Raw genomic sequence first — 26,929 nt, forward strand, 5'->3', positions numbered from 1 at the left:
CCGCCCGCGCTGAAATTCTTTCCATCTGAACGCTTCCCGCTGGTTTCGACTTGGTCTAGTCCCCTGTTGATCATGATCAGGGGCATGCAGATCGGCAGGGGGACGAAACAGGCGCTATGACGTCGCTGACCCCATTTGCCGCCATCATTCTGGGCGTCGTCCTGGCCGCCTGGCTCGCTGCGGCCATTTGGGCGCTGTACAGCGGCCAGAGGATGCGCCGCGAAGGGATGCAGGCGCAGGGCAAGCTCGACCGGCTGACCAGCCTGCTCGCTTCCGCGCCCGCCGCGCCGATCATCATCCACGCCGACGGACGGCTTGAAGCTGCCGACCGGCTCGCCAAATGGCTGGGCAAGGACCGGGTGCCGTCCTTTGTTTCCGAACTTACCGCGCCCGATGGCGGGCTGGAACAAGCCGACGCCGCGGCACTGGCGCAGGAAATCGCCGCCACCCAGCGCGCGGGCCGCAGTTTCGCACTGCCCATAAGGGGAGAAGGGTCGTCCCGGCTGCTTTTGGTCCGCGGCGCGCCTGCCGGGCCAGTGCTGGCGGAAAGCGGCGGGGTCGTCCTCTGGATATTTGACGCAACCGACAGCCAGTCGGAAATCCAGACGCTCAAGGCGCGGGTCGAACAATTGCGCGACGCGCTGGAGGCTTTGGCCGGGCTGGTGGAGGCCGCACCCTTCCCGATGTGGCACCGTACCGCTGACATGCGCCTTAGCCTGGTAAACGCAGCCTATGTTCGCGCCGTGGATGGCGAAGGCGCGGGCGAGGTGATCGCCAACGGCACCGAACTGGTCGAGACGGTAGGCATATTGACGCCCCAGGCCGCAGCGGAACAGGCGTTGACCGAACGCCGACCGGTCGAGCGCATTGTTCCGGCCACCATAGACGGCGAACGGCGCACCATGCGCGTGGTTGACGTTCCGCTGGGCGACGCTGGCGTCGCCGGTTTTGCAGTGGATCAGAATGAACTGGAGCAGGCCAAGGTCGAATATCGTCGCCTGGAGGCGGCGCAGCGCGACCTGCTGGATCGCCTGTCGGCGGGCGTGGCGCGATTCGGCTCGGACCGGACGCTGCGTTTCTGGAACCAGCCGTTCATGAGCCTTTTCGGCTTGGACCAGGAACATCTGGCTGACCAACCGGTGTTCGAACGGGTGCTCGACCGCATGCGGGAAACCCGACGCTTGCCGGAACATCGTGATTTCCCCGCCTGGCGCGCCGAACGCCGCGACTGGTTCCTTTCGCCCGATCCCCTGGAAGAAAACTGGCTGCTGGCGGACGGCACCCATTTGCGCGTCTATGCCCAGCCGCTGCCCGATGGCGGGCTGCTGCTGATATTCGAGGATCGGACGGAGCAGGTCCAGTTGTCCAGCGCGCGCGATACGCTGCTGCGGGTGCGCACGGCGACGTTCGACAATCTGTTCGAATCGATCGGCGTCTTTTCATCCGACGGTCGGCTGCAACTGTGGAACAGCCGCTTCCGTTCGATCTGGGATATTTCCGACGAACTTCTGGCAAAACATCCGCGCATCGATGAATTGATGCGCGCGGTGCAGTCGCGCCTTGCTAAGCCGCAGCAGGCCAATCTGGTCCGGGAACTGGTGCGCGCCGCGACGGTGGAAAGGAAGCAGCGGGTCGGGCATGTCGGCTTTGCCGATGGGCGCACCTTCGAATTCGCGGCGATTCCCCTGCCCGATGGCAATGCGCTGTTCACCATGCTGGACGTCACCGACAGCCGCCGCGTCGAACAAGTGCTGCGTGATCGCAACGATGCGCTGGAACAGGCGGACAAGATCAAGACCGCGTTCGTCACGAATATGAGCTATGAATTGCGCACGCCGCTGACCACCATCGCCGGTTTCGCCGAGATGATGAGCGCGGGCTATGCGGGCGAACTGGGCGAATCCGCCAGGGATTATGTCGACGGCATCCTGCAAAGCACGAACCGGCTGGCGATGCTGATCGACAATGTGCTGGACCTGACGCAGGGCGAAGCCGGGACATTGTCCATCGAACTCAGCCCCGTCGATCTGGCGGAAGTGGCGCGGGAAAGCATGGACCGGGTCAGGGGCGATGCAACGTCCAAGGGCATCGACCTTGCGCTGTCGCTTCAGGACACGCTGGGAACGGTGCGCGGGGACCGGCGCAGGATCGGCCAGTCGATCGATCAACTGCTGGAAAACGCCGTCTGCTACAGCGGCAAAGGCGCGCGCGTGTTGCTGCATGGCGATGGCAGTTCCGAAAGAGCACGGCTGGTGATATCCGATAACGGCCCCGGTATCAGCGCCCAGCGGCAGGCAACCCTGTTCGATGCAGCCGCCCGCGCACAACAGGCGCGCGGCGGGGAAAAGGCCGGGATCGGCCTGCCGCTCGCCAGACAGTTTGCACAGGCCCATGGCGGCAGCCTCCAACTTGTGTCGGAACCGGGGCAGGGGACCATGGCGATCATCGAACTGCCCCGTGGCTGAAGCTACGCTCCTGCTGAAGGATGAGCCTGCCATGATCGCGCTGGGCCACCAACTCGCCGGACTTGCCCGGATCGGCGATGTGATCGCGCTGGAAGGTGGCCTGGGCGCGGGCAAGACCACGCTCGCGCGCGGAATATTGGAAGGGTTAGGGCTGGAAGAAGAAGCGCCCAGTCCCAGTTTCGCTATCGTTCAGCCCTATGACGTGCCCGACGTTCGCCTGCCGGTCGCCCATGTCGATCTGTACCGGATAGACAGCCCGGATGAGGCGGAGGAACTGGCGCTGGACGAATATCTGATGGACAGCCTGCTCATCGTCGAATGGCCGGACCGGCTGGGTGACGACGCATGGCCCGACGCGCTGCGGCTCCACATCGACATTGAACCCGACGGCGCTAGGCGCTTGACAGCGTGCGTGCCGGACGCTTGGACGGATCGATGGTCGCAAATATGATCCCACCCGCCGATGCTCCCGCCTTCCTTGCGCGCGCGGGATGGGAACATGCGGCGATCCTGCCCCTTGCCGGGGACGCCTCTTTCCGGCGCTATTTCCGTGTCGTTGATGGCGCGCGGCGGGCCGTGCTGATGGATGCGCCGCCACCGCATGAAGATCCGCGCCCCTTCATCCTGATCGCGGAACATCTCCAGACGCAGGGCTTTGCCACGCCCCATATTCTGGCGCGTGACCTGGACCAAGGGCTGGTCCTGATCGAGGATTTCGGCGACCTGCGCGTCAAGGAACATCTGGAAGAATCGCCCGCGCAAGAGATTGATGTCTACACGCGCGCCGTCGATCTGCTCGCCGATTTGCACCGGCTGCCCGCCGCCAGCACCCTGTCGCCCTATGATCGCGCGGTGTACCAGCGCGAAGCAGGCTTGCTGACCGAATATTATTGCCCCGCAATCGGCCTGTCGGTCGATGAGCAAGCCTATGCGAAAGCATGGGATGCGGTGCTGCCTATCGTGGAACAATCCGCCAGCCCCGCCGTGACGGTGCTGCGGGATTATCACGCTGAAAATATCATGCTGATTGATCGGCCTGATGCGCACGGCCTGGGTTTGCTCGACTTCCAGGATGCGCTGGCGGGTCACCCCGCTTACGATCTGGTTTCGCTGCTGCAGGATGCGCGGCGCGACGTTTCCCCTGCGCTGGAAGCCGCCATGCTGGAACATTACCGCGCGGTCGCCAGCCCGCCCGCCGATTTCGACGCGGCCTATGCGGTGCTGGGCGCTCAGCGCAATGCGAAGATCATCGGCATCTTCACGCGCCTTTGGAAACGGGACGGAAAGCCGCGCTACCTGTCATTTCTGCCACGCATGTGGGGTTTGCTGGAACGCGACCTGGCCCATCCCGCGCTCGCTCCGGTGGCGCTATGGTTTGCCGCTAATATTCCCGCCGAAATGCGGCACGACGCTCTGCAGGACCATGTGCCCGCATGATCGACACGGCGATGCTGATGGCGGCCGGATTGGGCAAAAGGATGCGGCCGCTAACCGCGACCCGCCCTAAACCGCTGGTGAAGGTCGCTGGGAAGGCGCTGATGGATCATGCGCTGGACCGACTGGTGGCAGGTGGCATCAGGAAGGTGGTCGTCAATGTCCACTATCTGGCCGACACCGTGGAAGCGCATCTGCAGGCCGATGGTCGCGGCATTGAATTTCTGATGTCGGATGAACGTGCCAAGCTGCTGGAGACCGGTGGCGGGTTGATTCATGCGCGTGAATTGCTGGGCGACCGACCCTTTTTTTGCGCGAACAGCGACAATCTGTGGATCGATGGAACGCAGGAAACGCTGGGCATGATGCAGCGCATCTGGGACCCGGATCGGATGGACGCGCTGCTCCTGCTCGTGCCGCTGGCCCGCGCTCATTGTCATAGCGGGCAGGGGGATTTTCACATGGGACCGTGCGGCCAGCTTAGTCGTCGCAAGGCCGCCCATGTCGCGCCCTTCGTCTTTACCGGGGTCCAGATCATGTCGCCCACGCTGCTGGTCGATCCGCCTGCCGAGTCATTTTCCACCAACATCTTCTGGAATCGGGCGATTGAGGCTGGGCGGCTTTTTGGCGTTTCTCATCCGGGCCTCTGGTTCGATGTGGGCACGCCTCGCGCGATTCCGGTAGTGGAGGCCATGCTCGCTCATGGGTGAGCGCGGCCGCCCAGCCCTATATAATATTCCCGCCCATCGCGCATTTTCCGATGCGCTGGTGACTGGCATCCTGGCGCAACTTGGCGGGGACATCATCCGGCTTGCGCAGGGTATGATCCTGTTGCCCAGCAATCGCGCGATTCGTGCGGTCAGTGACGCCTTCGTGCGGAAATCGGGCGGCGGCCTGCTCCTGCCGCGTCTGGTGGCGATCGGCGACCCGGACCTTGGGGAACAGGCTGGCGGCGCGCTCGATCCACTAGGCGAAGGCGATTCAATTCCGCCCGCTATCGCTCCGGTACGACGGCAGATGATCCTGGCCCGCATGGTCCAGCAGGCGTCCGGTCACCCAGTCGATGCTGGGCAGGCGCTGAAACTGGGGCAGGCTCTGGGCATGGTGCTGGACCAGATGCAGGTGGAGCGCGTGCCGGTCACCGCGCTGGCTGACCTGTCCCTGCCGGATGAGCTTTCCGCGCATTGGCAAAGGTCGCTCGACCTGTTTTCCATCCTGATGCGGCGATGGCCCGATGAACTGGCGCGGCTGGGGGTAATCGATGTCGCCGATCGTCGCAATCGGCTGTTCGACCGGATCACGGATCGATGGGGCAGGGACGCGCCTTCGGGTTTCGTCATCGCCGCCGGGATTTCGACCACGGCCCCCGCTATCGCCAACCTGCTCCGCCGCATCGCGACCATGCAGCAAGGCTGCGTGGTCTTTGCCGGTCTTGATCAGGAAATGGACGAGGAAGCCTGGGACGCGATCGGCCCGTTCGATCCCGACCCGGTGACTGGCAGGGCGCCCGCAGGCCATGAAAGCCATCCCCAATATGCGCTGAAGCAGTTGCTCGACCGCATGAGCGCAACGCGCGACGACGTGGCGGCGTGGCGTTGGGGCAGCGAGCATGATGCGCGCGCTGTCCGGGGACGGAACATCTCAAACGCCATGCTGCCGCCCCGCCTGACCAGCCGCTGGCGGGACCTGAAATCCGCCGACCGTTCGCTCGCCGGGGTCGAAGCACTGGAAGTCGCCACGCCCGGTGAAGAGGCTCAGGCGATTGCCCTCGCGCTGCGTGAAGCTCTTGAGGAACCGGGCCGTACCGCAGCGTTGATCACGCCAGATCGGCAACTGGCTACCCGCGTGTCCGCGCATCTCGCCCGATGGGGGATAGAAGCGGATGATTCGGCTGGCCAGCCGCTATCCCGCCTGCCGCCAGGAACGCTGCTGATCGCCATGGCGGAGGCGGTGGCGGAACGATTTGCACCCGTGGCGCTGCTGACCTTGCTTAAACATCCGCTGGTGATGCGTGGCGAAGGGCGCGTCGCATGGCTGGATGGGGTCCGATCGCTGGATCTTTTGCTGCGCGGCCCGCGACCTCCTGCCGGTTTGCAGGGGATCGACATGCTGTTGGCCGCCCGCGACGACGAAGATCGGCAGGCCACGCTACGCATGTCTGCCCGGCAATGGTGGCCACAGGCCCGCGCGCTGCTGGAGCCACTGGAGCGGGTTTTCGCGGGCGCGCCGACGCTCGCGCAGCAGTTCGCCGTCATTCGCGAACAGGCCGGCGCGCTCACGGGCGATGCACTATGGGCAGGGCATCAGGGCCATGCCGCCGCCGACCTGTTCGCCGAAATCGAAGCGGCGGCGGAGGAGGGGCCGCAACAGGCCGATGTCCGCGCGCTCCCCCCATTGTTCGACCATATGCTGGGCGGTGTGGCTGTGCGCCCCCCGCAGGGCGGCCACCCGCGTATCGCGATATTGGGCCTGATCGAAGCACAGCTGGTCCAGGCTGACGTCATGATATTAAGCGGCCTCAATGAAGGCACATGGCCGGGCCTGCCCGCCGCCGATCCCTGGCTTGCCCCACGGATTCGGCGAGAGCTGGGGCTGCCCGGCCTGGAAACGCGCATTGGCCTTGCCGCGCATGATTTTGCAAGCGCGCTCGGCGCGCCCCAGGTGCTGATAACACGCGCGCGCCGTGGCGCCGGGGGACCAGCGGTCGCTTCCCGCTTCTGGTTGCGGCTGAAAGCGATGGCTGGCGGCCACTGGAAAACGGCGGACCGCTACGCCGCGCTCGCCCAGGCATTGGATCGCCCCCCCGCGCACAGCCCGTCACCCCGCCCTGCGCCAGTCCCACCGGCAGCGGTCCGTCCCAAATTGATCCCCGTCACCGACGTCGATCGCCTGAAGGCCGATCCCTACGCTTTCTACGCCAAGCGCATTCTACGCCTTGCCCGGCTCGATCCCGTCGATGCGGATGCTGGCCCCGCATGGCGCGGCACGGCGGTCCATGAAATCCTGCAACATTGGGCGGAGTCCTCCGCGCGTGATCCGGCTGGACTGGAAGAACGGGCGCGCGCCATGTTCGACCGGCCGGACGTTCATCCGCTGCTGAAAGCGCTCTGGCAGCCAAGGCTGATCGAAGCCATCCGCTGGATCGCGGCGGAGGTGGCGGCCGACAGGGCGGCGGGCCGATCCATATTGGCGGTGGAGGCGGATGGCCGGGCCGACGTCGCGGGCGTCACCCTGACCGGCAAGGCTGACCGCATCGACCGCATGCCCGACGGATCACTGGGTATCGTGGATTACAAAACAGGAAAGCCGCCCAGCGCGAAGCAGGTCCGCGCGGGCTATTCCCTGCAACTTGGCCTGCTGGGCCTGATTGCGGAGCAGGGCGGTTTCCCCGGCATCGCCCCTCCGTTGGAGGCAGGTTGTTTTGAATATTGGTCCCTCGCAAAAAAGAATGACGCGTTCGGCTATCGCGACAGCCCCGTCGATCCGCTGGGCAAGCGCGACAAGATCGTGACCGCCGACTTCACCGATTGGGTCCATGCCCAATTCGAGCAGGTGGCGTCCGCCTACCTGACCGGCAACGCCCCCTTCGATGCTCAGGTGAACCCGGAAGTCGCCAGCTATGGCGATTATGACCAGCTGATGCGGCTGGAGGAATGGTATGGCCGCGACGATGCCTAGGAAGGCCAACCCTTTGCAAAAGCTGCTGGGCGACCAGGCGCGCGCGTCTCAGCCGGATGCGCATGTCTGGCTGTCGGCATCGGCGGGCACCGGCAAGACCCATGTGCTGACCGCCCGCGTCTTCCGGCTGCTGCTGCAAGGCGTCCGACCGGAAAATATCCTTTGCCTCACCTTTACGAAGGCCGGGGCGGCGGAAATGTCCAACCGCATCCATGACCGGCTCGCGGCGTGGGTGCAGATGGACGAAAAGGACCTGTTTGAGGATCTGGAGGCGCTGGGCGAAGAGTCCGGCCCTGATGCACGCGACCGGGCGCGACGCCTGTTCGCGGAGGTGCTGGAATCCACCGGCGGCGGCCTTCGCATTCAGACGATCCATGGATTTTGCCAGCAATTGCTGACCACCTTCCCACTGGAAGCGGATTTGCCGCCCGGCTTCCGCCCACTCGACCAGCGTGAACAGGCCGTGCTGGCCCGGCAGACGCTGGCGGACATGGTGGTGCGGGCGCAGGAGCGCGGCGACGACGCGTTGATGGATGGGCTTCAGGCGCTCAGCCTGCGGTTGGGCGAAGGGGGAGCGGAACAGTTTCTGCTGCGCTGCGCGTCGCAACTGGCCGCGCTGGAGCAGCTTCCCGACGACATAGCGCCTTGGCTGCGCCGCGAATTGGGCCTGCCCGACGGGGACATTGCCGACCATATCGCGGAACAATGTGGCGACGCGATTTTCGATATGCGCTCGCTGGCGTGGATTGCTCAGGCCAATGCCGACTGGGGCACGGGCCGCGCCCTGGAACGCTGCGACAGGATCGCACGGTGGCGCGCGCTCGACCCTTCCGCGCGATCCGCGATGCTGGGCGATTTGCACCTGGCGTGGTGCAAGTCTGACGGCACGATCATCTCGGCCAAGGGATGGGTTCCGCCGGTGGACGGATATGCCGAAGCCTCGGCGCGCCTGCATGGCCGTTGCGCTGAACTGCTGGGGCTGCAGGCGATGGCGTCCTATGCGGATTTGCTGGGGCAGGCGCTTCACGCCGGGCGGACCTATGCACGCGCCTACCAGGAGGCCAAGCAGCTGGCGGGGTCGGTCGATTTCAACGACCTGATCGCGCGCACGGCGTCTCTGCTCGCGCAGCCAGGCATCGCCGACTGGATCCGTTACAAGCTGGATCAGCGAATCGATCATATCATGGTGGACGAAGCGCAGGACACCAATGTCAGCCAATGGCAGATTGTCGGTGCTCTGGCGGCGGAGTTCTTCGCGGGCGAGGGGGCAAAGGGCGACCGCGTGCGCACCATCTTCACCGTGGGCGATTTCAAGCAGGCGATCTTCGGTTTTCAGGGCACCAGCCCGCAAGCCTTCGCGGCGGCCCAGACCGTGTTCCAGCGCCATGCCGACGATGCCCAGCATCCGTTTCACGACCTGTCGCTGGAGCGCAGCTTTCGTTCGACGCCCGCCGTGCTGGATGTCGTAGACCAGACCATCGCGACGCTGAGTGCGCAGCGGCTGGGCCTGCCCTCCGGCGCGGTTCGCCATGTCAGCGCCAACCGCTTTCCCGGCGAAGTCCTGCTGTGGAAGCCCATCGTCGCGGGCCTTTCCGATGAGGCTGAGGGCGAAGAGGATTGGGCCGCCGACCAGGAACGTGTGCTGGCCCAGAATATCGCCCGGCAGATCCGTCAGTGGATCGATGACGGGATGATGCTGGAAAGCAGGGGACGCCCGGTCACCGCAGGCGACATCATGATCCTGGTCCGACGCCGCAGCGAATTGGCGCGGCTGATCGTGGCGCGGCTGTATGAAGAAGGGGTGGCGGTCGCCGGTATCGACCGGCTGCGCCTGAACGCGCCGCTGGCGGTGCGCGACCTGCTTTCCGCGCTGCGTTTCGCGGTCCAGCCGGAAGATGACCTGAACCTTGCGTCGCTGCTGGTTTCCCCCCTGATCGGCTGGTCGCAGGATCAGTTGATGACGCGCCTGATCGGGCGGCGTACCGGGCTGTGGCGACATCTGAACGCGACATTGGATCAGGCCGAACTGGCGCCCCTTCGCGGGCTGTTGGCGCGGGCCGATTTGACCACCCCCTATCGCTATCTGGAGGCGATCCTGTCCGGCCCGGCGCAGGGCCGACGCCGCCTGATAGAGCGGCTGGGCACGGAGGCGCTGGACCCGATCGAGGAACTGCTGAACGCCGCCCTAACGTTCGAAAGCGATGATCAGCCTTCGCTCCAACGCTTTATCGATTGGTTCGATCGGGGAGAGGTGGAGATTGTCCGCGATGCGGCCGCGCAGGGCGATTCCTTGCGTCTGCTGACGGTCCACGGGGCCAAGGGGCTGCAAGCGCCTATCGTGATCCTGGCTGACGCCTGCCTTGACCCCGACGCAGGCGCGCGGACCGGCTCGCTTGAATGGAACGGCCTGCCCATCGTCCCCCCGCGCAAGCCGGAACGGCAAGGCCCGATTGGCGAGGCGCTGGAACAATCGCGCGTTGCTGAGCGCGAGGAACATTGGCGGCTGCTATACGTCGCATTGACGCGGGCTGAGGAAAGGCTGGTCGTCACCGGCTCGCTCGGCCCACGGGCGAAGGGTGAGGCTCAACCGGAAAGCTGGTTCACGGCGGTCGAAAACGCGCTGACTGTGCTCGGCGCTGACTGGGATGCGGATCCGCTATGGGGCGCGCGGCGCAGTTGGCGCGGGACTGAGGTGCTGCCGCCGCGCCGCCCCGAATCTGGCGGGGTGATCGAACGCGTCGCTCACGCCGAACCGGCGTGGCTTCGTCAGCCTGCTCCAGCAGAAGCGCGCCCGCCGCGTCCGCTCGCCCCGTCGGCCCCCGTTGAAGACGATGTTCCTTATCCACCGCCCACGCCTGCCATGCGACAGGCGGCGGATCGGGGCCGCTGGCTCCATGCGCTGTTTGAAAAATTGCCCGATATTGCGCCGGACCAGCGGCGCAACCGGGCGGATATATGGTTGCAGGAGCAGGGGGTGACCGATCTTCCCTTGCGGGATGATGTGATCGGCCAGGCCATGCGCGTGATCGACGATCCTCAGTTCGCCGGACTATTCGCGCCAGGCGGGCTGGCCGAAGCACCCATCGCCGCCGTCGTGGGCGACATGGTGATTGCCGGAACCGTAGACCGGCTTTGCGTCAGCGATGACCGGGTCCAGCTGGTCGACTTCAAGACCGGGCGTGTCGCGCCCATGTCCGTTGATGAAGTGCCGACAGCCCATGTCCGGCAGATGGCTGCCTATGCCGCCGCGCTGGAGGTGATCTTTCCGGGACGACGGATTGATGTAGGCCTGCTTTACACCAGCGCGCCGCGCCTCATCCCGCTATCCGCTGATCTGCTTGCGCCGCACAAGCCCGGCTTTGCACCCGCGCAGGAGAATTTGCCGCACTCGACCGTTGAGACAGACGCGTCGCGGCCCTAGATACGCGTCCAACTGAAGGAGATAATCAAAATGGCTACCAAGGCAGTCACCGACCTCAGCTTCAAGGCGGACGTGATCGACGCTGACAAGCCCGTGCTCGTGGATTTCTGGGCGGAATGGTGCGGTCCCTGCAAGATGATCGGTCCCGCTTTGGAAGAAATCTCCGAGGAACTGGCTGACAAGCTGATCATCGCCAAGATCAATATCGACGAAAATCCCGATGCGCCGGGGCAATATGGCGTTCGCGGTATTCCGACGATGATCCTGTTTAAAAATGGCGAAGCGGCCGCGACCAAGGTCGGCGCCGCGCCCAAGAGCGCGCTCAAGGGCTGGATCGAAAGCGTCCTCTAAAGGACTCATTCGTCCCCCTCTTCGGTGGCGAGGAGGGGGATCGCCCTATGGCTTACCGAAACAGTTTTTCCGCTGCCAGGTCCCAGAGCCGTGGCGACGACGCGCCCAACAGGCCCCGGCGAAGGTCGCCTATGCGATAGGGTGATCCGTCCAGCCTTTGACAGCATCCGCCAGCTTCGTTCAGGAACAACGTACCTGCAGCATGGTCCCACGGCAGGGTCCGCGCGAACACGGATATGTCATTCTGTCCCAGCACCAGCCGGGGATATTGTTCTGCAGCACAGCGCGGAATATCGACCAGCGCGAACTGCCCTGACGACCTTTGCTGAATGTCGGCGCGTTCTTCAGGCGTCATGAAATAGACGGCCAGCGCGGCCACCGGCAGCGGATCGCCGCTTTCCCGCGCCTGCACCCTCTCTCCATCGATATGGCTGCCCGTGCCCAAGGTGGCATGGCACAGTCGCCCGGTCAGCGGGTCCAATATCCACCCCGCTAGCGTCGTTCCCGCGTCCGCCAGCGCAATCATGATGCCAAAGGGCGCGCGCCCGGCCGCGAAATTGCCGGTGCCGTCGATCGGGTCGATGATCCAGTTCAGCCCTTCGCCAGCCCGGTCCAGGATCGCGGGGTTCGCAGCGCAGGCTTCCTCTCCGATGACCCCGGCTTCGGGAAGGATGCGGCTCAGGCCCTCCGCCAGCCGGATTTCGCTTTCCTTGTCGGCGATGGTGACAAAATCATCGACGGCCTTTTCGCTGATCTCTTCCGCGCGCAGATTCTGGTAGCGCGGCATGACTACGTCGCGCGCCACTTCGCGCATCAACGCGACGACAGGATCGTGTAATTCAATGGGCATCAGCTGCGATAATCCGCGTTGATTGAGATATATCCATGCGTCAGGTCGCAGGTCCAGACCGTTGCGCGTCCTTCGCCCAGGCCCAGGTCGACTCCGATCTGGATATCCTGCCCTTTAAGATGCGCGGTGACCGGGCCTTCATCATAACCGTCGACCGCCAGCCCCCCTGAAGCGACCTGCGTCGCGCCGAAACGGATCGACAGCTTGTCGCGGTCAGCCGGTTCGCCCGCCTTGCCCACCGCCATGACGACACGGCCCCAATTGGCGTCTTCGCCAGCAATGGCGGTCTTCACCAGCGGAGAGTTGGCGATGGAAAGGGCGATTTTGCGGGCGCTGGCGTCACTGTCGGCGCCCGCCACGCTGACCTCGATAAACTTGGATGCGCCTTCGCCGTCCCGCACGACAAGATGCGCCAGTTGACGGCACAGATCGCCAAGCGCGGCACGGAAAGCATCCGCGCCCGCATCGTCCATCGACGTCAGAATGGCATTGCCCGCCTTGCCCGTGGCAAAGGCCAGGACCGTGTCGCTGGTCGACGTATCGCTATCCACCGTGATGCAGGAAAAGGTCTGCCGGTTGGCCGCGGACAGCATCTGCTGCAACAGCGCCGGTTCAATCGCGGCGTCGGTGAAGATATAGCCCAGCATCGTCGCCATATCCGGCGCGATCATGCCCGAACCCTTGATAATGCCGACCAGTTCGACGCGCGTCGCGCCGATCATGGCGCTGGCATGGCCGCCCTTGGCGAAAGTATCCGTTGTGCCGATCGTGGTAGCCACATCCTCCCAGCCGCAGGGGGAGGCTGCAAATGCAGCTTCCAGTCCCGCTTCGGCCTTGTCTACCGGCAATGGTACGCCGATCACGCCCGTGGACGATGTAAAGACATCCGAAGGCAGGCAGCCCAGATGGTTGGCAACTTTCGCGGCGATCGCCTCCACGGCGGCGCGTCCCCTGTGGCCCGTAAACGCATTGGCATTGCCGGCATTCACCACCAGAGCGCGCGCCGAACCCAGGGGGATGGCGTCCCTGCACCATTCCACTTCGGGCGAAGGACATTTGCTTTGCGTGGTCACGCCCGCGACCGCTGTCCCCTCACTCAATTCGACATAGGTCAGGTCGCAACGATCCCAATTCTTGTACCCCGCACGCGCCACGCGCGCCGTGACGCCTGCAATCGGCGGAAGGTCAGGAAATGTGGCGGGTGCGAGGGGAGAGCGCTGAGTCATCCCTGTCGCTTAGCGCAATATGGCAGCCGGTCAATCGTCGGAACAGACCGCCCCGTCTGATTGACTAACGGACGCCTGCCCCCTAAATCGCGGCGCATGTCTGTGCGTGTTGCCTTCAGCGGCGCACGTTTCCCTTTTGTCAGGAACTTGCATGTTCGGCGCACTCGCCAAATCCCTCTTCGGATCGTCCAACGATCGCTATGTAAAGTCACTGGGCAAGATCGTCGACCGGATCGCGTCTTTCGAACCCGCGATTTCCGCGATGAGCGAAGATGAACTCGCCGGACAGACGGCCCGCTTCCGCGATCGGTTGAGCCAGGGGGAAACACTGGACGACCTGCTGCCCGAAGCCTTCGCGACCGTGCGCGAAGCCGCCAAGCGGACGCTGGGCCAGCGCCATTATGATGTGCAGATGGTGGGCGGCATCGTCCTGCATCGCGGCGAAATCGCCGAAATGCGCACGGGTGAGGGCAAGACGCTGGTGGCGACGCTCGCCACCTACCTGAACGCGCTGGAAGGGAAGGGCGTTCACGTCGTCACGGTCAACGACTATCTGGCGTCGCGCGACTGCGAATGGATGGGCCAGGTCTATCGCTTCCTGGGCCTGACCACCGGCGTCATCGTGCCGAACCTGAGCGAGGATCAGCGCCGCGAAGCCTATAACGCCGACATCACCTACGCGACGAATAACGAACTCGGCTTCGACTATCTGCGCGACAATATGAAATATGATCGCGCGTCGATGGTGCAGCGGCCCTTCAACTTCGCCATCGTCGATGAAGTGGACTCGATCCTCATCGACGAAGCCCGCACCCCGCTGATCATCTCAGGCCCGACCGACGACAAGTCGGAACTTTATGTCTCCGTCGATGCCATCGTGAAGCGGCTGGACGAGTCCGATTATGAGAAGGATGAAAAGCAGCGCACCGTCACCCTGACGGAGGACGGCACCGAAAAGATCGAACGCATGCTGGAGGAAGCGGGCCTGTTGCAGGGCGCGAACCTTTATGACTTCGAAAATACCGCCGTCGTCCACCATGTGAACCAGGCTTTGCGCGCGAACGCCATGTTCCGCCGCGACATCGATTACATCGTGAAAGATGGCAAGGTCATCATCATCGATGAGTTCACCGGGCGCATGATGGACGGTCGCCGCTGGTCGGACGGCCTGCACCAGGCGGTGGAGGCCAAGGAAGGCGTCCAGATCGAGCCGGAAAACCAGACGCTCGCATCCATCACCTTCCAGAATTATTTCCGCATGTATCCCAAGCTGGGCGGCATGACCGGCACGGCCGCCACGGAAGCGACCGAATTCTACGAAATCTACAAGATGAACGTCGTCACTATACCGACCAACCGGCCGGTGCAGCGCGTCGATGAAGAAGACAGCTTCTACAAAAATCTGGAGGATAAATTCCGCGGCATCGCCAAGACCATCAAGGTCCATGCGGAGCAGGGCCAGCCCGTCCTCGTCGGCACAGTGTCGATTGAAAAGTCGGAAATGCTGTCTGAATTCCTCAATCAGGAAGGCGTCCCGCACGCCGTCCTCAACGCCCGCTTCCATGAAAGCGAAGCGCATATCGTGGCGCAAGCGGGCCGTAGGGGCGCCGTCACCATCGCCACCAACATGGCCGGTCGCGGCACCGACATCAAACTGGGCGGCAACCTGGAAATGCGCGTCGAGGACGAACTGCGCGACATGCCCGAAGGGCCGGAGCGCGAAGCGGCCATCGCCCGCATCAATGCCGAGATCGAAGCGGAAAAGGCCGAAGTGCTGGCCGCAGGCGGCCTGTTCGTCCTGGCCACCGAACGCCATGAAAGCCGCCGCATCGACAATCAGTTGCGCGGCCGTTCAGGGCGTCAGGGCGATCCCGGCCTTTCTCGCTTCTACCTCAGCCTCGACGATGACCTGATGCGCATCTTTGGCCCGGACACGATGTTCGCCAAGATGATCCGCTCCAACCTGGAAGATGGCGAGGCGCTGCCCCCGTCCAAATGGCTGAGCAAGGCGATCGAGACCGCCCAGAAGAAGGTCGAAGCGCGCAACTACGATATTCGCAAGCAGGTCGTCGAATATGATGACGTGATGAATGACCAGCGCAAGGTCATCTACGAACAACGCTCCGACATCATGGATGCCGATACTGTCGACGATGTCGTCACCGACATGCGGCATGAAACCGTCAATGACCTGGTCGGCGCCTCCTGCCCGCCCGGCACCTATCCCGAACAGTGGGATATTGAGAGGCTGAAGGCCCGCACGTCCGAAATCCTGGGCCTGGAACCCGATTTCGACGCCTGGCTGGCGGAAGACGCCGTCGATCCCGAAATGATCGAGGAACGGCTAAAGGCGCTCGCGGATCAGGCCGTGGCGGACAAGGTTGGGCAGATCGATTCCGAAAACTGGCACATGATCGAAAAGTCGATCCTGCTCCAGAGCCTGGATCATCATTGGAAAGAGCATCTGTCGACCCTCGACGCGCTGCGTCAGGTCGTGCATCTGCGCGCCTACGCCCAAAAGACGCCAATCAACGAATATAAGCAGGAATCCTTCGCATTGTTCGAGCGTATGCTTGGCAATATCCGGGAGGATGTGACCGGCTCCATCGCACGTGTTCAGTTCCGCATGGAAGAACCGCTGCCCGAATTCGACCTGCCGGTATTGCCCGATTTCATCACCACGCACATCGATCCGTTCTCAGGAGAGGATAATAGCGGGGACATCGACGCGGGAAGTCTTGGCGGCATCACCACGACCTTGCCGCGCCCGCCGATCGGCAACGCGGCACCCGGCGAGTTCGCCAATCTCGACATCAGCCGGAACGCGCCTTGCCCTTGCGGATCGGGCCAGAAATACAAGCACTGCCACGGCGCGCTGTCCTGACCAGCGGTCTTGGGGAGCGTCCGCTGGGCGCTGCCCCAGACGCTGAAGTCAGTAGCTAAGGCATTTGGCGCGCATAGCCTCGTTGGCTACATGCGGCGGCATCGCCAGCAGCCGCGCCCGGTTCAGCCGCCGCGCTTCCTGTCCGCTGCCTCACCGTGCAGCTTCGCCCATAGCGCCGCGGTGCCCGCTTCCTGCGCCTTGTTCACATATTGAGCAGCGATGAGCCATCCCTTGATCGGGCGCAACGGAAGCACGGTCGTCAGGATCAGCACCGGAATTCCGACGGCGACATGCACCCATAGCCCCGGTCTCGCCAATATCTCCAGCATCACGATGAAGACCACGCCGGGCACACAGGCGAACAGTTGCACGAACACCGCGGGGCCGTCAGCCGGATCAGCAAAGGAATAATCCAGGCCGCAGACCTCACAATGGTCGCGCACCGTCAGAAACCCGTGGAAGATATGACCTTCGCCACATCGGGGGCAACGGCCCATGACGCCAGTTTCCACAGAGGATCGGGGCTGCCACCCATCCTGGCCTTGCGGCACGATCACCTTGTCCTGATTGTCCATGCCACAGCCCTTCTTGGTGCCCGGCTGATGTGATGGCTCCCCAACAAAATGCAATTGGACGTTTCGTCCCACCACTGCAAAATGCGGGCCTCTCGCAGCTCAAAATGTGCGATATCACGGCCTTGCCGTAGCGGCATTGCGGGGCGCTGCGTCACCTGCTAAATGGCTCATGATTTGATTGCCCGACAGCAAACAGATCACGCCCCCGGCATCCCTTGCTCGGGGGCGTTTCCTTTTCTTCAGCGATTGCTTTTGGTCTCCACGACCTAGTGAGCGATAGTCCCGGCGCCAGCATGGCCTGAGGAATTGAATTTCTCCATGGCGTCACACAACACCTGTTCGGGCGCCGAAGCGGCCAGTGCCCTGACCTTGTATCGCAACGCAAGTTCGCGATGCGCCGCAATCTCCGCTTCGGAAGCGTGGCGCGCAACAGCAGCGTCTGCTTTCTCGGCTTCTTCCCGCGCGCGTCGGAAAAGATAACGTGCATCTGTATCGGCTGACATCGCAACCTCCCATAAGAGAGCCTTGCTTCTAGCACTCCCGACGGGAACATACTTTGATGCGGATTAAAGTTGCAAAAATGGCGGACAGGGTGGGATTCGAACCCACGGTGAGCGTAAACCCACGGCGGTTTTCAAGACCGCTGCCTTAAACCACTCGGCCACCTGTCCGTTGCTGGCTTCCTAGCGAACCTTGCGGCCAAGCCAAGCCTAAAATGTAATGCGCGCGTTCCCATGATGGAGCTTTGGGCGGATTAGGGGATTTCATGACCTGCTGTCCCTGTGCCACAATCGGGGGAGGGAGATTCTTCAATGCGTTCAATCATTCTCTTGCTGTTCCTGGGCCTTGGCGCCGTTGTATCGGCTGTCCTGCCCAATGAACCGGCCAGAGCGCAGGAGGATGTTGCCTTCCGCAGCTATCTGGAATCGCTTCGGCCCAAGGCTCGATCGATGGGGATCAGGGATGCCACGCTGAATTCGGTATTCCCCACGCTCACCCCGAACCCGCGCGTGATCCAGCTTGACCAGAATCAGCCCGGCGGCGGTGCATATGCGCCGATCCCCAATTTCGAACCTTATCGGCTGCGCCATGTCGACGCCGCCCGCATCAGCCGGGGACGCGTGGCCTATCAGTCCAACCGTTCCCGTCTGGCACGGATCGAAGCGGAAACGGGCGTGCCTGAGGAAATCATGGTCGCGATCTATGGCCATGAAACCAATTATGGGTCCTACACCGGCGACTTCGACCTGATCCGATCCCTGGCCACGCTGGCCTATGAAGGACGGCGTCGCACCCTGTTCGAACCGGAACTGCTCGCCACGCTCAAAATGCTGGACAACGGCGTGCCGCGCAGCCGTCTGGTCGGAAGCTGGGCCGGGGCGACCGGATATCCCCAATTCCTGCCCAGCGTCTATTTGCGTCTGGGCAAGGATGGCGATGGCGATGGCCGCGTCGATATCTGGAACAGCGAAGCCGATGCGCTGGCATCCATCGCCAACTATTTCGTCAAAGCCGGATGGCGGCGGGACCAGCCATGGGGCGTAGCCGTTTCAGTGCCTTCCGGCCTTGATCGCGCAAGCATTGGCGCCCGCACGGCTCCGGCCCGCTGCCCGCGCGTCTTCAACCGGCACAGCCGCTGGCTCACCATGGCGGAATGGCGACGTCTGGGCGTCACCAGCGCAAATGGCAACTGGCCGGCCGACACGGTCATGGCGACCCTGTTGGAACCCGACGGGCCGGGCAAGACCGCCTATCTACTCACCAGCAATTATCGGGCGATCCTGGATTATAACTGTTCGAATTTCTACGCTCTTTCGGTCGGGCTGCTGGCCGATGCCGTAAAGCGTTAACGGTCCCACGCAGGCTGCGTTGTCCTTTGTGGGGCCTTGTGAATGTTGCCGTCATGACTAATGACTGGCGAAGGCATATTTCCCCACCCGAATCCATATAGTTCGAAGGCAGACCATATGAAAAAGTCCGTAGGCGCCATTCTTTTCATCGGGCTGCTGGCGCAACCGCTCACTGCCGCCGCGCCGCCTTATACCAGTGAAGCGCCTATCGCTTATATGAAGGACCTGGCATCGGGCGCCGTTCTTTACAACAAGGGCGGCCAGACGCGGATTCCGCCTGCCTCCATGGCCAAGATGATGACCGCGCACGTCGCCTTCCGCCTGATCCAGACCGGTGACCTGAAACTCGATACCAAATTCACGGTGCGGCCCGAAACCTGGCAGAAATGGCATGGCCCGTCCGCTGGTTCCACCATGTTCCTGTCTGCCGGGGAGCAGGTGTCGGTCGAAAACCTCCTCCATGGCATCGTGACATTGTCGGGCAATGACGCGTGCGTGGTGCTGGCCGAAGGGATCGCCGGAACGGAGCAGGCCTTCGTCGCCCTGATGAACGAGGAAGCCAAACGGCTTGGCCTGAAAAACAGCAATTTCGGCAACAGCAACGGCTGGCCTGATGAAGGCGTGACATATGTGACCGCCGAAGACCTGGCCAGCCTGGCCGAAGCGACGGTCGAGGAAACGCCCGATCTTTACAAGCGTTTCTATGCCGCCCGGTCCTTCACCTGGGGCAAGACCATGGGTGGCCAGGACATCCAGCAGGGCAACCGCAACCCCATTCTGGGCCGCATCGCGGGGGCCGACGGCCTGAAGACCGGACATACGCAAGAGGCCGGATATGGCTTCACCGGTTCAGCCGAACAGGATGGGCGACGCCTGGTGATGGTCGTCGCTGGTCTGTCCTCCTTCAACGGTCGCATATCGGAATCCGTCCGCTTCATGGACTGGGGTTTCAAAGCGTGGAAGGCGCAGCCCCTGTTCAAAAAGGGGCAGACGGTCGAAACCGCCGAAGTGCAGTTGGGCAGCGCCACCAGCGTTCCGCTCGTCGCGCCGCGGGATATGGCCGTCACCCTGCCGCGTACGGCTTCCACCAATATCTCGGTGAAGGTGGTCTATAAGGGTCCCATAAAGGCCCCGATCGCCAAGGGGCAGCGGATCGCCCAGTTGATCGTCTCCACCCCCGATACCCCGCCGCAGATCCTGCCCCTGGTCGCCGGTGAGACCGTGGACGAGGCCGGCATCTTCGGCCGGATGTGGAATGGGCTGAAGTCCTTCTTCGGGTGACACGCGGTCGCTTCATCACCTTGGAAGGCGGGGAGGGCGCGGGCAAGTCTACCCAGATAAGGGCGCTTGCCACGGCCCTGCGCGCGCGCGGGGTGCAGGTCGTCGAAACGCGCGAACCCGGCGGCAGCGACGGCGCGGAAGCCATCCGATCACTACTGCTGACGGGCGAGGCGGATCGGTGGAACCCGCGCGCCGAAGCCTTGCTCTTCGCCGCCGCTCGTTCCGATCATATCGACAAGACCATCAGGCCCGCGCTTGAAGCAGGATCGTGGGTGCTTTCCGACCGCTTCCTCGACAGCAGCCGCGCCTATCAGGGGATGGGCGACCTGAGCGACGCAGATATATTGACGCTTCACCGTATCGGCAGCGGCGATTTCGCACCCGACCGCACATTCTTCCTGACCCTGCCGGACGGCGAAGCCGAACGCCGGGCACATGCGCGCGATGGCGACGCGGCGGATCGCATCGGCGCGCGCGATCCGGCCTTTCACCGGGCCGTGGCGGATTGCTTTGCCCGGATCGCGGCGCAGGAGTCCGATCGCGTCCGCCGTATCGATGCGACTGGCGAGCCTTCCCATGTCACCGGGCGTTTGATGGAATCTTTGGAAGACCTTCTGCCATGACAACCATCATCGGCCATGACAGTCAGGCCGGAATATTGCAGGCCGCCGCGCGCAGCGGGCGCATGCATCATGGCTGGATATTGGCCGGACCACGCGGCATCGGCAAGGCGACCTTCGCCCGCAACATGGCGATGCACTTGCTGGCGGAGGCAGCCGGACAGCCGTTGCCAGGCGACGGCCTTGCCGTGCCATCGGACAACCCCACCCGCAAATTGATCGAAGCGGACGCTCATCCCGATTATGTCGAACTATATTGCCTGGAAAAGGAAAGCGGGACCGCGCGCAACATCACCGTCGATCAGGTCCGCGGCCTTCAACGGCTGATCCAGTCCGCCCCGACCTTTTCCTCGCGCCGGATCGTCGTGATCGACAGCGCCGACGATCTGGAGCGCGGAGCGGCCAACGCCCTGCTTAAAAATCTGGAGGAGCCGCCGCCGGGCATGCTGTTCCTGCTCGTCAGCCACGCGCCCGGCCGCCTGCTACCCACGATCCGGTCGCGCTGCCGGACGCTGCGCTTCGATCCGCTGAGCGATGATGCGGTCCGCGCCGTGCTGCGCATGCAGGAACCTGCCATCCCAACCGACGAAATCGAACCGCTGGTGCAGGCAGGCGAAGGCGCCCCCGGTCGGGCGCTGCGCTACGCCGGGCTTAACATCGCCGAAATCGAGCGCACCCTGGCTTCGATCTGTGCGGATGGCGATCCCGGCAACCGGCAATGCCTGGCTTTGGCCAAAGCCCTGTCCACCAAAAGCGCCCGCCCGCGTTATGAGGCCTTTCTCGAACGCGTCCCTGCCTTCATCGCGGAAGCCGCCCGGCACCGCAGCGGCCCGGCTCTGGGCGCGGCGATCGAACATTGGGAAGCGGCCCGTAAATTGGCCAGCGGGGCCATCATCCTGTCGCTCGAGCCGGGATCGGTGGCCTTCGAACTCGCCGGGCACGTTGCGGCTCTGTCCCCCCGCCATCCCTGACCGATCGATAAAAGCGGGCTTTGCCTTGCGATGAACAGCGGCTAGGGAAGGGGCCATGTCGCGACCCTATACCATCACCACCGCCATCAGCTATCCCAACGGCCGCCCCCATATCGGCCATGCCTATGAAGTGGTGGCGACCGACGCGATCGCTCGTTTCCAACGGATCATGGGCCGGGACGTTTTCTTTCAAACCGGAACGGACGAACATGGCCTGAAAATGGCGCAGGCGGCACGCGGCAGGGACTTGGAACCACGCGCTCTCGCCGATGAAATGTCAGGATATTTCAATCAGATGAACGACAGGCTGAATATCAGCTATGATCGTTTCATCCGCACCAGCGAGCCCGACCATCATCGCGCCAGCCAGGCAATCTGGCAGGCAATGGAAGCCAATGGCGACCTGTATCTGGGCCGTTACGAAGGCTGGTATTCGGTCCGGGACGAAGCCTTTTACGACGAAAAGGAATTGATAGAGGGAGAGGGCGGTCAAAAACTGTCCCCCCAGGCAACGCCTGTGGAATGGACGGTCGAAGAAAGCTGGTTCTTCCGTCTGTCAAACTATCAGGAAAAACTGCTCGATCTCTACAATAGCCAGCCCGATTTCATCCAGCCTGACAGCCGCCGCAATGAAATCATGCGTTTCGTCGAAGGCGGGCTTAGCGACCTCAGCATATCCCGGACCAGCTTCGATTGGGGGGTGAAAGTGCCGGGTAGCGAAGGCCATGTCATGTATGTGTGGGTGGACGCGCTGACCAATTACCTCACCGGCTGCGGCTATCCCGACGATGCCAACCGGATGGCGCGCTATTGGTCGGAAGGCGGCGACATCACGCATATTATCGGCAAAGATATCGTGCGTTTTCATGCCGTTTACTGGCCAGCGTTCCTGATGAGTGCAAAGCTGCCTTTGCCCCGCCAGATATTCGGACACGGATTCCTCCTCAATCGTGGGGAAAAAATGTCGAAGTCGGTCGGCAATGTCGCGGACCCGATGGAACTGGCCGATCGCTTCGGTGTCGATCAACTACGCTATTTCCTCTTGTCGGAAGTCACATTCGGCAATGACGGCAGCTACAGCGCGGAAGCCATCGTCGCCCGGTCCAACAGCGACCTTGCCAACAGCTTTGGCAACCTCGCGCAACGGACCCTCAGCTTCATTGCGAAAAATCTGGATGGCCGCCTGCCCGAACCTGCCGCTCAGGATGCGGACAGCGAATTGCTCTCCGCCGTCCGGGATGCTGCCGGGACGTTTGAAAAGGCCATGGCCGACCTGGCGCCATCGGTCGCGATTGAGGCATGGATGCGGGCCGTCTTTGCCTGTAATGCCTATATCGACGCGCAGGCGCCATGGGCGTTGCGCAAGACCGATCCGGTCCGGATGGAAGCTGTCCTGGCGACGCTCTATGACGCCATCGCCAGCCTGGCCATCATGATCCAGCCGGTGATCCCGGCCAGCGCGGCTGCGCTGCTGGACCAGATGGGCATCAAGAGCGATACGCGCGGATATGACGTCATCGGAACGGATTGGTACGCACGGCTGCGCGCCGACGGCTTCATATTGAGCGCGCCCAAACCGCTCTTCCCGCGCCTGGAACTGACAGAGGCGGATGCCTGACCGATGCTGATCGACAGCCATTGTCACTTGAATTACAAAGGCTTGATCGAAGATCAGCACAATGTGCTTGAACGCGCCCGTGCGGCGGGCGTCGGCCTGATGCTGAACATAGCCACGCGCGAAAGCGAATGGGACGCCGTTCTGACCACCGCATTGAATGCGCCGGACGTCTGGGCGACGGTGGGCATCCACCCCCATGAAGCGGACGAACATCCCCATGTCGATACCGCCAAGCTGATCGAACGCGCCGCTCATCCGCGCGTCGTGGGGATCGGCGAAACCGGCCTCGATTATTATTATGACCACAGCGACCGTCAACGGCAGCAGCGCAGTTTCCGGTCGCACATCGCCGCTTCACGGGACACGGGCCTGCCGTTGATCGTCCATACCCGCGATGCGGAGGATGACACGATCGCCATCCTGCGAGATGAGATGACGCACGGCGCCTTTAGCGGCGTCATCCATTGTTTCACCGCCAGCGGAGCCTTTGCCGACACGGCCATGGAACTGGGATTCTACATCAGCATTTCTGGCATCGTCACATTCAAAAATGCCAGGGATCTTCAGGCAACCGCGGCCCGCCTGCCGCTCGATCGCCTTTTGATCGAAACGGACTCGCCCTTTCTCGCGCCCGTGCCGCACCGGGGAAAGCCATGTGAACCCGCCTATGTGGCTGACACGGCCCATTTTCTCGCCAATCTGCGCGGCGAAACCGTCGATCAGCTGGCGCAAGCGACATCGGCCAATTTCCGCACGCTGTTCAGCAAGGTCGAAGGCGCGTCCTGATCCATGGGGCTTAAGGTCACCATCCTGGGCTGCGGCACATCTTCGGGGGTGCCCCGGATTGGCAATGATTGGGGGAGCTGCGATCCCGACGAACCGAAAAATCGCCGCACTCGCGTATCAATACTCGTCGAAAGCCCGACCACGCGCCTGTTGATCGACACGTCACCCGACATGCGCGCGCAACTGCTCGCCGCCGATGTCGTTGACATCGATGCCATCCTCTGGACCCATGATCACGCCGACCATTGCCACGGTATAGATGATGTGCGGCAGCTCTATCATCACCGGCGTAGTCCCGTGCCCGGCTATGCCCGCCGCCAGACGCTCAAATTGCTCGGTGAACGCTTTGCCTATGCGTTCGAAGGACGTCAGGGCTATCATGCCACGATAGAGGGGCGCGTCCTGCCCGACGGGCTTCGGATTGGTGACATAGACGTCGCTTGCACCGATCAGCCGCATGGCGAAATTTATTCGACCGGCTTTCGCTTCAGTCACGATGGCCATTCAGTCGGCTATGCCACTGATTTTCATGCACTTACCCCTGAAATGGCCGCCCTTTATGACGGTTTGGATATTTGGGTGGTCGATGCGTTGCGCGAAAAGCCGCATCCTACCCATCCGCATCTGGCGCTGACGCTGGACGGTATCGCCGCATTGGCGCCCCAGCGGGCGGTCCTGACCCATATGGACCAGAGCATGGATTATGCCACGCTGTGCAACATGCTTCCCGATGGCGTGGAGCCGGCCTATGACGGCATGGTGATAGTGCTGGGCGGTGAGGGGCGGCAGGGCTGATGGACATGAGCGGCGATCAGGCAATGTCCAGCCTCTGGTATGTGCTGGCGCTGGTCCTGGTCGGTTCCGCCCTGCTTGCCCGGCGCGTGCCGATGGCCGGGCTGCTGCGCATGGCTTTGTTCTGGGTCGTCATATTCGCGGTGCTGCTGATGCTGTTCAAACTGGGTGAACAGCAGGGTCTTTTCTCCGCGCAAATGGCCGGGGAAGGGGGATCATCTTCCGCCCGGCCCGAAAGCTCCGCGCCCGCTTCCGTGCCAACTGCGCAGGTCGAAGGGCAGGCGCTGCGCATCCCCATGGCCTCCGATGGTCATTTCTGGGTGGAAGGCACCGTCAACGGCACGCCCACGCGGTTCCTGATCGACAGCGGCGCCAGCATCACCGCGCTTTCGGCGCAATCGGCGCGCGCCGCAGGACTGAATTTCGATCTCAATGCGCCGGGCGTATCCATGATGACCGCCAATGGCAGGATAGCCGTCCAACGTGCCTCTGTTTCCACGCTCGCTATCGGCCCCATCCGGGCGAGCGACCTGGACATTGTGGTTTCACCCGCCTTTGGGGAAGTGAATGTGATCGGCATGAATATGTTGTCGCGCCTCAAAAGCTGGGGCGTTCAGAATAGCGAAATGGTGTTGACGCCATGACCGCACCGCTGGCCCATCGCCCGCCGACCCAGCGGGAACGGATGAAGGCGATTATCGGCGGTTCGGCAGGCAATCTGGTCGAATGGTATGACTGGTACGCCTATGCGGCCTTCACCCTCTATTTCGCACCCCATTTTTTCCCCAGCGATGATCGGACCGCCCAGTTGTTGGGCGCAGCTGGGATTTTCGCCGTTGGCTTCCTGATGCGGCCCATCGGGGCATGGATGATGGGCGTCTATGCCGACCGCCACGGTCGCAAAAGCGGACTGACATTGTCGGTGGCGCTAATGTGCGCAGGCTCCTTGCTGATCGCAATCATACCGGGATATTCGACCATCGGCATTGGCGCGCCGCTGCTGCTGGTCTTGGCCCGCCTGATGCAGGGGCTGTCGATCGGCGGCGAATATGGCGCCAGCGCGACCTATCTGTCGGAAATGGCAGGGCGCAAAAGGCGCGGTTTATTTTCCAGTTTTCAATATGTTACGTTAATCGCCGGACAACTTGTCGCAATCTGTGTCCTGCTCATTCTCCAGGCGCTGCTCAGCGAACCGCAGCTTGAAGCGTGGGGATGGCGGATTCCCTTTCTGATTGGCGGCGCACTGGCGGTCGTCGTGTTCTGGCTCCGCCGGGGCCTTAGCGAAACGCAAAGCTACTCCATCGCGAAAGCGGAAAATGCACCGAAGTCCGGCTTCATTGAGCTGATCACCAAACATCCGCGTGAAACGCTGACAGTGATGCTGCTGACCGCGGGTGGCACCATCGCATTCTACGCATATTCGATCTACATGCAGAAATTCCTGGTCAACACCAGCGGGTTCAGCCGTGAATCTTCATCCCAAATCAATGGGATAACGCTGTTCATTTTCATGATGTTGCAACCACTGGCGGGCATGTTGTCCGACCGCGTCGGTCGCAAGCCGCTAATGATCGGCTTCGGCGTCGCGGGTGTCGTCTGCACCTATCCCATCTTTGCGACATTGGCGGTAACCCGCGACCCGCTGGTCGCCGGGATCCTGGTCATGGCCGGTTTGATCATCGTCACGGGATATACCTCCATCAACGCAGTGGTGAAGGCGGAACTGTTTCCCGCACATATCCGCGCGCTCGGCGTAGCGCTGCCTTATGCGCTGGCCAACACGCTGTTCGGCGGCACCGCGGAATTTGTCGCGCTATATTTCAAGCATCTGGGCATTGAGCACGCATTCTACATTTACGTCACGATCATGATCGCAATTTCACTCATCATGTACGTCCGCATGCGCGACACCCAAAAGCACAGCCGCATCCTGGAAGACTGATCCAAAGCCTCGATATGCATATTTGTTTAACATAATATATATTATCGATTATATTAGCTGTAGGCGCCGGATAGAAATGACACCCCTCTGCTAGATAGAAATGACACCCTCAGGCGTCCTTAGCAGAGTCCGGTGGTATGGTCCTCCTGGCAGTTCGGGAGGACGCGCTTATGACGGTGGTGGCG

Annotated in this window: 21 protein-coding genes and 1 tRNA gene; 17 read left to right on the forward strand and 5 right to left on the reverse strand. The window is 62.7% G+C overall.

Annotated elements, in window-relative coordinates; translation table 11 throughout:
* Window positions 1–116: 116 nt before the first annotated feature.
* From ACI3KQ_RS07205 to trxA, 7 genes are read left to right on the forward strand one after another with little or no spacing between them, the layout of a single operon-like run.
* On the forward strand, window positions 117–2,465 hold the full coding sequence (locus tag ACI3KQ_RS07205; protein ID WP_404956146.1) for a PAS-domain containing protein: 2,349 nt from the start codon (window positions 117–119) through the stop codon (window positions 2,463–2,465).
* Window positions 2,458–2,916, forward strand: a complete 459-nt coding sequence (gene tsaE, locus ACI3KQ_RS07210; RefSeq protein ID WP_404956147.1) for a tRNA (adenosine(37)-N6)-threonylcarbamoyltransferase complex ATPase subunit type 1 TsaE — start codon at window positions 2,458–2,460, stop codon at window positions 2,914–2,916. The genes ACI3KQ_RS07205 and tsaE overlap by 8 nt, the downstream gene beginning before the upstream one ends.
* On the forward strand, window positions 2,913–3,902 hold the full coding sequence (locus tag ACI3KQ_RS07215; RefSeq protein ID WP_404956149.1) for an aminoglycoside phosphotransferase family protein: 990 nt from the start codon (window positions 2,913–2,915) through the stop codon (window positions 3,900–3,902). The genes tsaE and ACI3KQ_RS07215 overlap by 4 nt, the downstream gene beginning before the upstream one ends.
* Window positions 3,899–4,609: a nucleotidyltransferase family protein gene (locus ACI3KQ_RS07220; protein ID WP_404956152.1), complete on the forward strand. Its 711-nt coding sequence runs from the start codon at window positions 3,899–3,901 to the stop codon at window positions 4,607–4,609. The genes ACI3KQ_RS07215 and ACI3KQ_RS07220 overlap by 4 nt, the downstream gene beginning before the upstream one ends.
* The gene (gene addB, locus ACI3KQ_RS07225; RefSeq protein WP_404956153.1) at window positions 4,602–7,577 is read left to right on the forward strand and encodes a double-strand break repair protein AddB; all 2,976 of its coding nucleotides are present in this window, start codon (window positions 4,602–4,604) and stop codon (window positions 7,575–7,577) included. Before ACI3KQ_RS07220 ends, addB begins: the two co-directional genes overlap by 8 nt.
* Window positions 7,558–10,998, forward strand: coding sequence for a double-strand break repair helicase AddA (gene addA / locus ACI3KQ_RS07230; RefSeq protein ID WP_404956154.1), 3,441 nt, complete (start codon window positions 7,558–7,560; stop codon window positions 10,996–10,998). Before addB ends, addA begins: the two co-directional genes overlap by 20 nt.
* Before the next feature lie 30 nt (window positions 10,999–11,028).
* A complete protein-coding gene (gene trxA, locus ACI3KQ_RS07235) occupies window positions 11,029–11,349 on the forward strand; it encodes a thioredoxin TrxA (RefSeq protein WP_167303208.1) in 321 nt (106 codons plus the stop codon).
* Window positions 11,350–11,401: 52 nt separating this feature from the next.
* On the opposite strand, the gene ACI3KQ_RS07240 is transcribed toward trxA, so the two are convergent.
* Entirely contained in the window at window positions 11,402–12,199 is a 798-nt protein-coding gene (locus ACI3KQ_RS07240; RefSeq protein ID WP_404956156.1) for an inositol monophosphatase family protein, read from the reverse strand.
* Window positions 12,199–13,425: a bifunctional glutamate N-acetyltransferase/amino-acid acetyltransferase ArgJ gene (gene argJ / locus ACI3KQ_RS07245; protein ID WP_404956158.1), complete on the reverse strand. Its 1,227-nt coding sequence runs from the start codon at window positions 13,423–13,425 to the stop codon at window positions 12,199–12,201. Before argJ ends, ACI3KQ_RS07240 begins: the two co-directional genes overlap by 1 nt.
* A 151-nt stretch (window positions 13,426–13,576) precedes the next feature.
* On the opposite strand from argJ, the gene secA reads away from it, so the two are divergent.
* Window positions 13,577–16,309, forward strand: coding sequence for a preprotein translocase subunit SecA (secA, locus tag ACI3KQ_RS07250; protein ID WP_404956160.1), 2,733 nt, complete (start codon window positions 13,577–13,579; stop codon window positions 16,307–16,309).
* Window positions 16,310–16,431: 122 nt separating this feature from the next.
* Here secA and ACI3KQ_RS07255 read toward each other — a convergent pair whose 3' ends face one another.
* From ACI3KQ_RS07255 to ACI3KQ_RS07265, 3 genes are all read right to left on the reverse strand, one after another.
* The gene (locus ACI3KQ_RS07255) at window positions 16,432–16,884 is read right to left on the reverse strand and encodes a DUF983 domain-containing protein (RefSeq protein ID WP_404956162.1); all 453 of its coding nucleotides are present in this window, start codon (window positions 16,882–16,884) and stop codon (window positions 16,432–16,434) included.
* Between the two features lie 266 nt (window positions 16,885–17,150).
* Window positions 17,151–17,387: a hypothetical protein gene (locus tag ACI3KQ_RS07260; protein WP_404956164.1), complete on the reverse strand. Its 237-nt coding sequence runs from the start codon at window positions 17,385–17,387 to the stop codon at window positions 17,151–17,153.
* Window positions 17,388–17,465: 78 nt separating this feature from the next.
* A tRNA-Ser gene (locus ACI3KQ_RS07265) sits at window positions 17,466–17,555 on the reverse strand.
* Between the two features lie 141 nt (window positions 17,556–17,696).
* On the opposite strand from ACI3KQ_RS07265, the gene ACI3KQ_RS07270 reads away from it, so the two are divergent.
* From ACI3KQ_RS07270 to ACI3KQ_RS07310, 9 genes are all read left to right on the forward strand, one after another.
* Complete coding sequence (locus ACI3KQ_RS07270) at window positions 17,697–18,734, forward strand: lytic transglycosylase domain-containing protein (protein WP_404956165.1); 1,038 nt, start codon at window positions 17,697–17,699, stop codon at window positions 18,732–18,734.
* 117 nt (window positions 18,735–18,851) lie between these two features.
* Window positions 18,852–20,015, forward strand: coding sequence for a D-alanyl-D-alanine carboxypeptidase family protein (locus ACI3KQ_RS07275; protein WP_404956167.1), 1,164 nt, complete (start codon window positions 18,852–18,854; stop codon window positions 20,013–20,015).
* Window positions 20,012–20,638 (forward strand): dTMP kinase, encoded by a 627-nt coding sequence (gene tmk / locus ACI3KQ_RS07280; protein WP_404956169.1) that lies wholly within the window; start codon window positions 20,012–20,014, stop codon window positions 20,636–20,638. The genes ACI3KQ_RS07275 and tmk overlap by 4 nt, the downstream gene beginning before the upstream one ends.
* On the forward strand, window positions 20,635–21,606 hold the full coding sequence (locus tag ACI3KQ_RS07285; RefSeq protein ID WP_404956170.1) for an AAA family ATPase: 972 nt from the start codon (window positions 20,635–20,637) through the stop codon (window positions 21,604–21,606). Before tmk ends, ACI3KQ_RS07285 begins: the two co-directional genes overlap by 4 nt.
* A 55-nt stretch (window positions 21,607–21,661) precedes the next feature.
* Window positions 21,662–23,224 carry a methionine--tRNA ligase gene (gene metG / locus ACI3KQ_RS07290; RefSeq protein ID WP_404956172.1) on the forward strand — a complete coding sequence of 521 codons (1,563 nt, stop codon included), beginning with the start codon at window positions 21,662–21,664 and terminating at the stop codon, window positions 23,222–23,224.
* Window positions 23,225–23,227: 3 nt separating this feature from the next.
* Window positions 23,228–24,010 (forward strand): TatD family hydrolase, encoded by a 783-nt coding sequence (locus ACI3KQ_RS07295; RefSeq protein WP_404956174.1) that lies wholly within the window; start codon window positions 23,228–23,230, stop codon window positions 24,008–24,010.
* Between the two features lie 3 nt (window positions 24,011–24,013).
* On the forward strand, window positions 24,014–24,805 hold the full coding sequence (locus ACI3KQ_RS07300) for an MBL fold metallo-hydrolase (protein ID WP_404956176.1): 792 nt from the start codon (window positions 24,014–24,016) through the stop codon (window positions 24,803–24,805).
* A gap of 5 nt (window positions 24,806–24,810) precedes the next feature.
* Window positions 24,811–25,446 carry a TIGR02281 family clan AA aspartic protease gene (locus ACI3KQ_RS07305; protein ID WP_404956177.1) on the forward strand — a complete coding sequence of 212 codons (636 nt, stop codon included), beginning with the start codon at window positions 24,811–24,813 and terminating at the stop codon, window positions 25,444–25,446.
* Window positions 25,443–26,744 carry an MFS transporter gene (locus ACI3KQ_RS07310; RefSeq protein ID WP_404956179.1) on the forward strand — a complete coding sequence of 434 codons (1,302 nt, stop codon included), beginning with the start codon at window positions 25,443–25,445 and terminating at the stop codon, window positions 26,742–26,744. Before ACI3KQ_RS07305 ends, ACI3KQ_RS07310 begins: the two co-directional genes overlap by 4 nt.
* Window positions 26,745–26,929 lie beyond the last annotated feature (185 nt).

The sequence above is a fragment of the Sphingobium sp. ZW T5_29 genome (assembly GCF_044987515.1).
Lineage (GTDB): Bacteria > Pseudomonadota > Alphaproteobacteria > Sphingomonadales > Sphingomonadaceae > Sphingobium.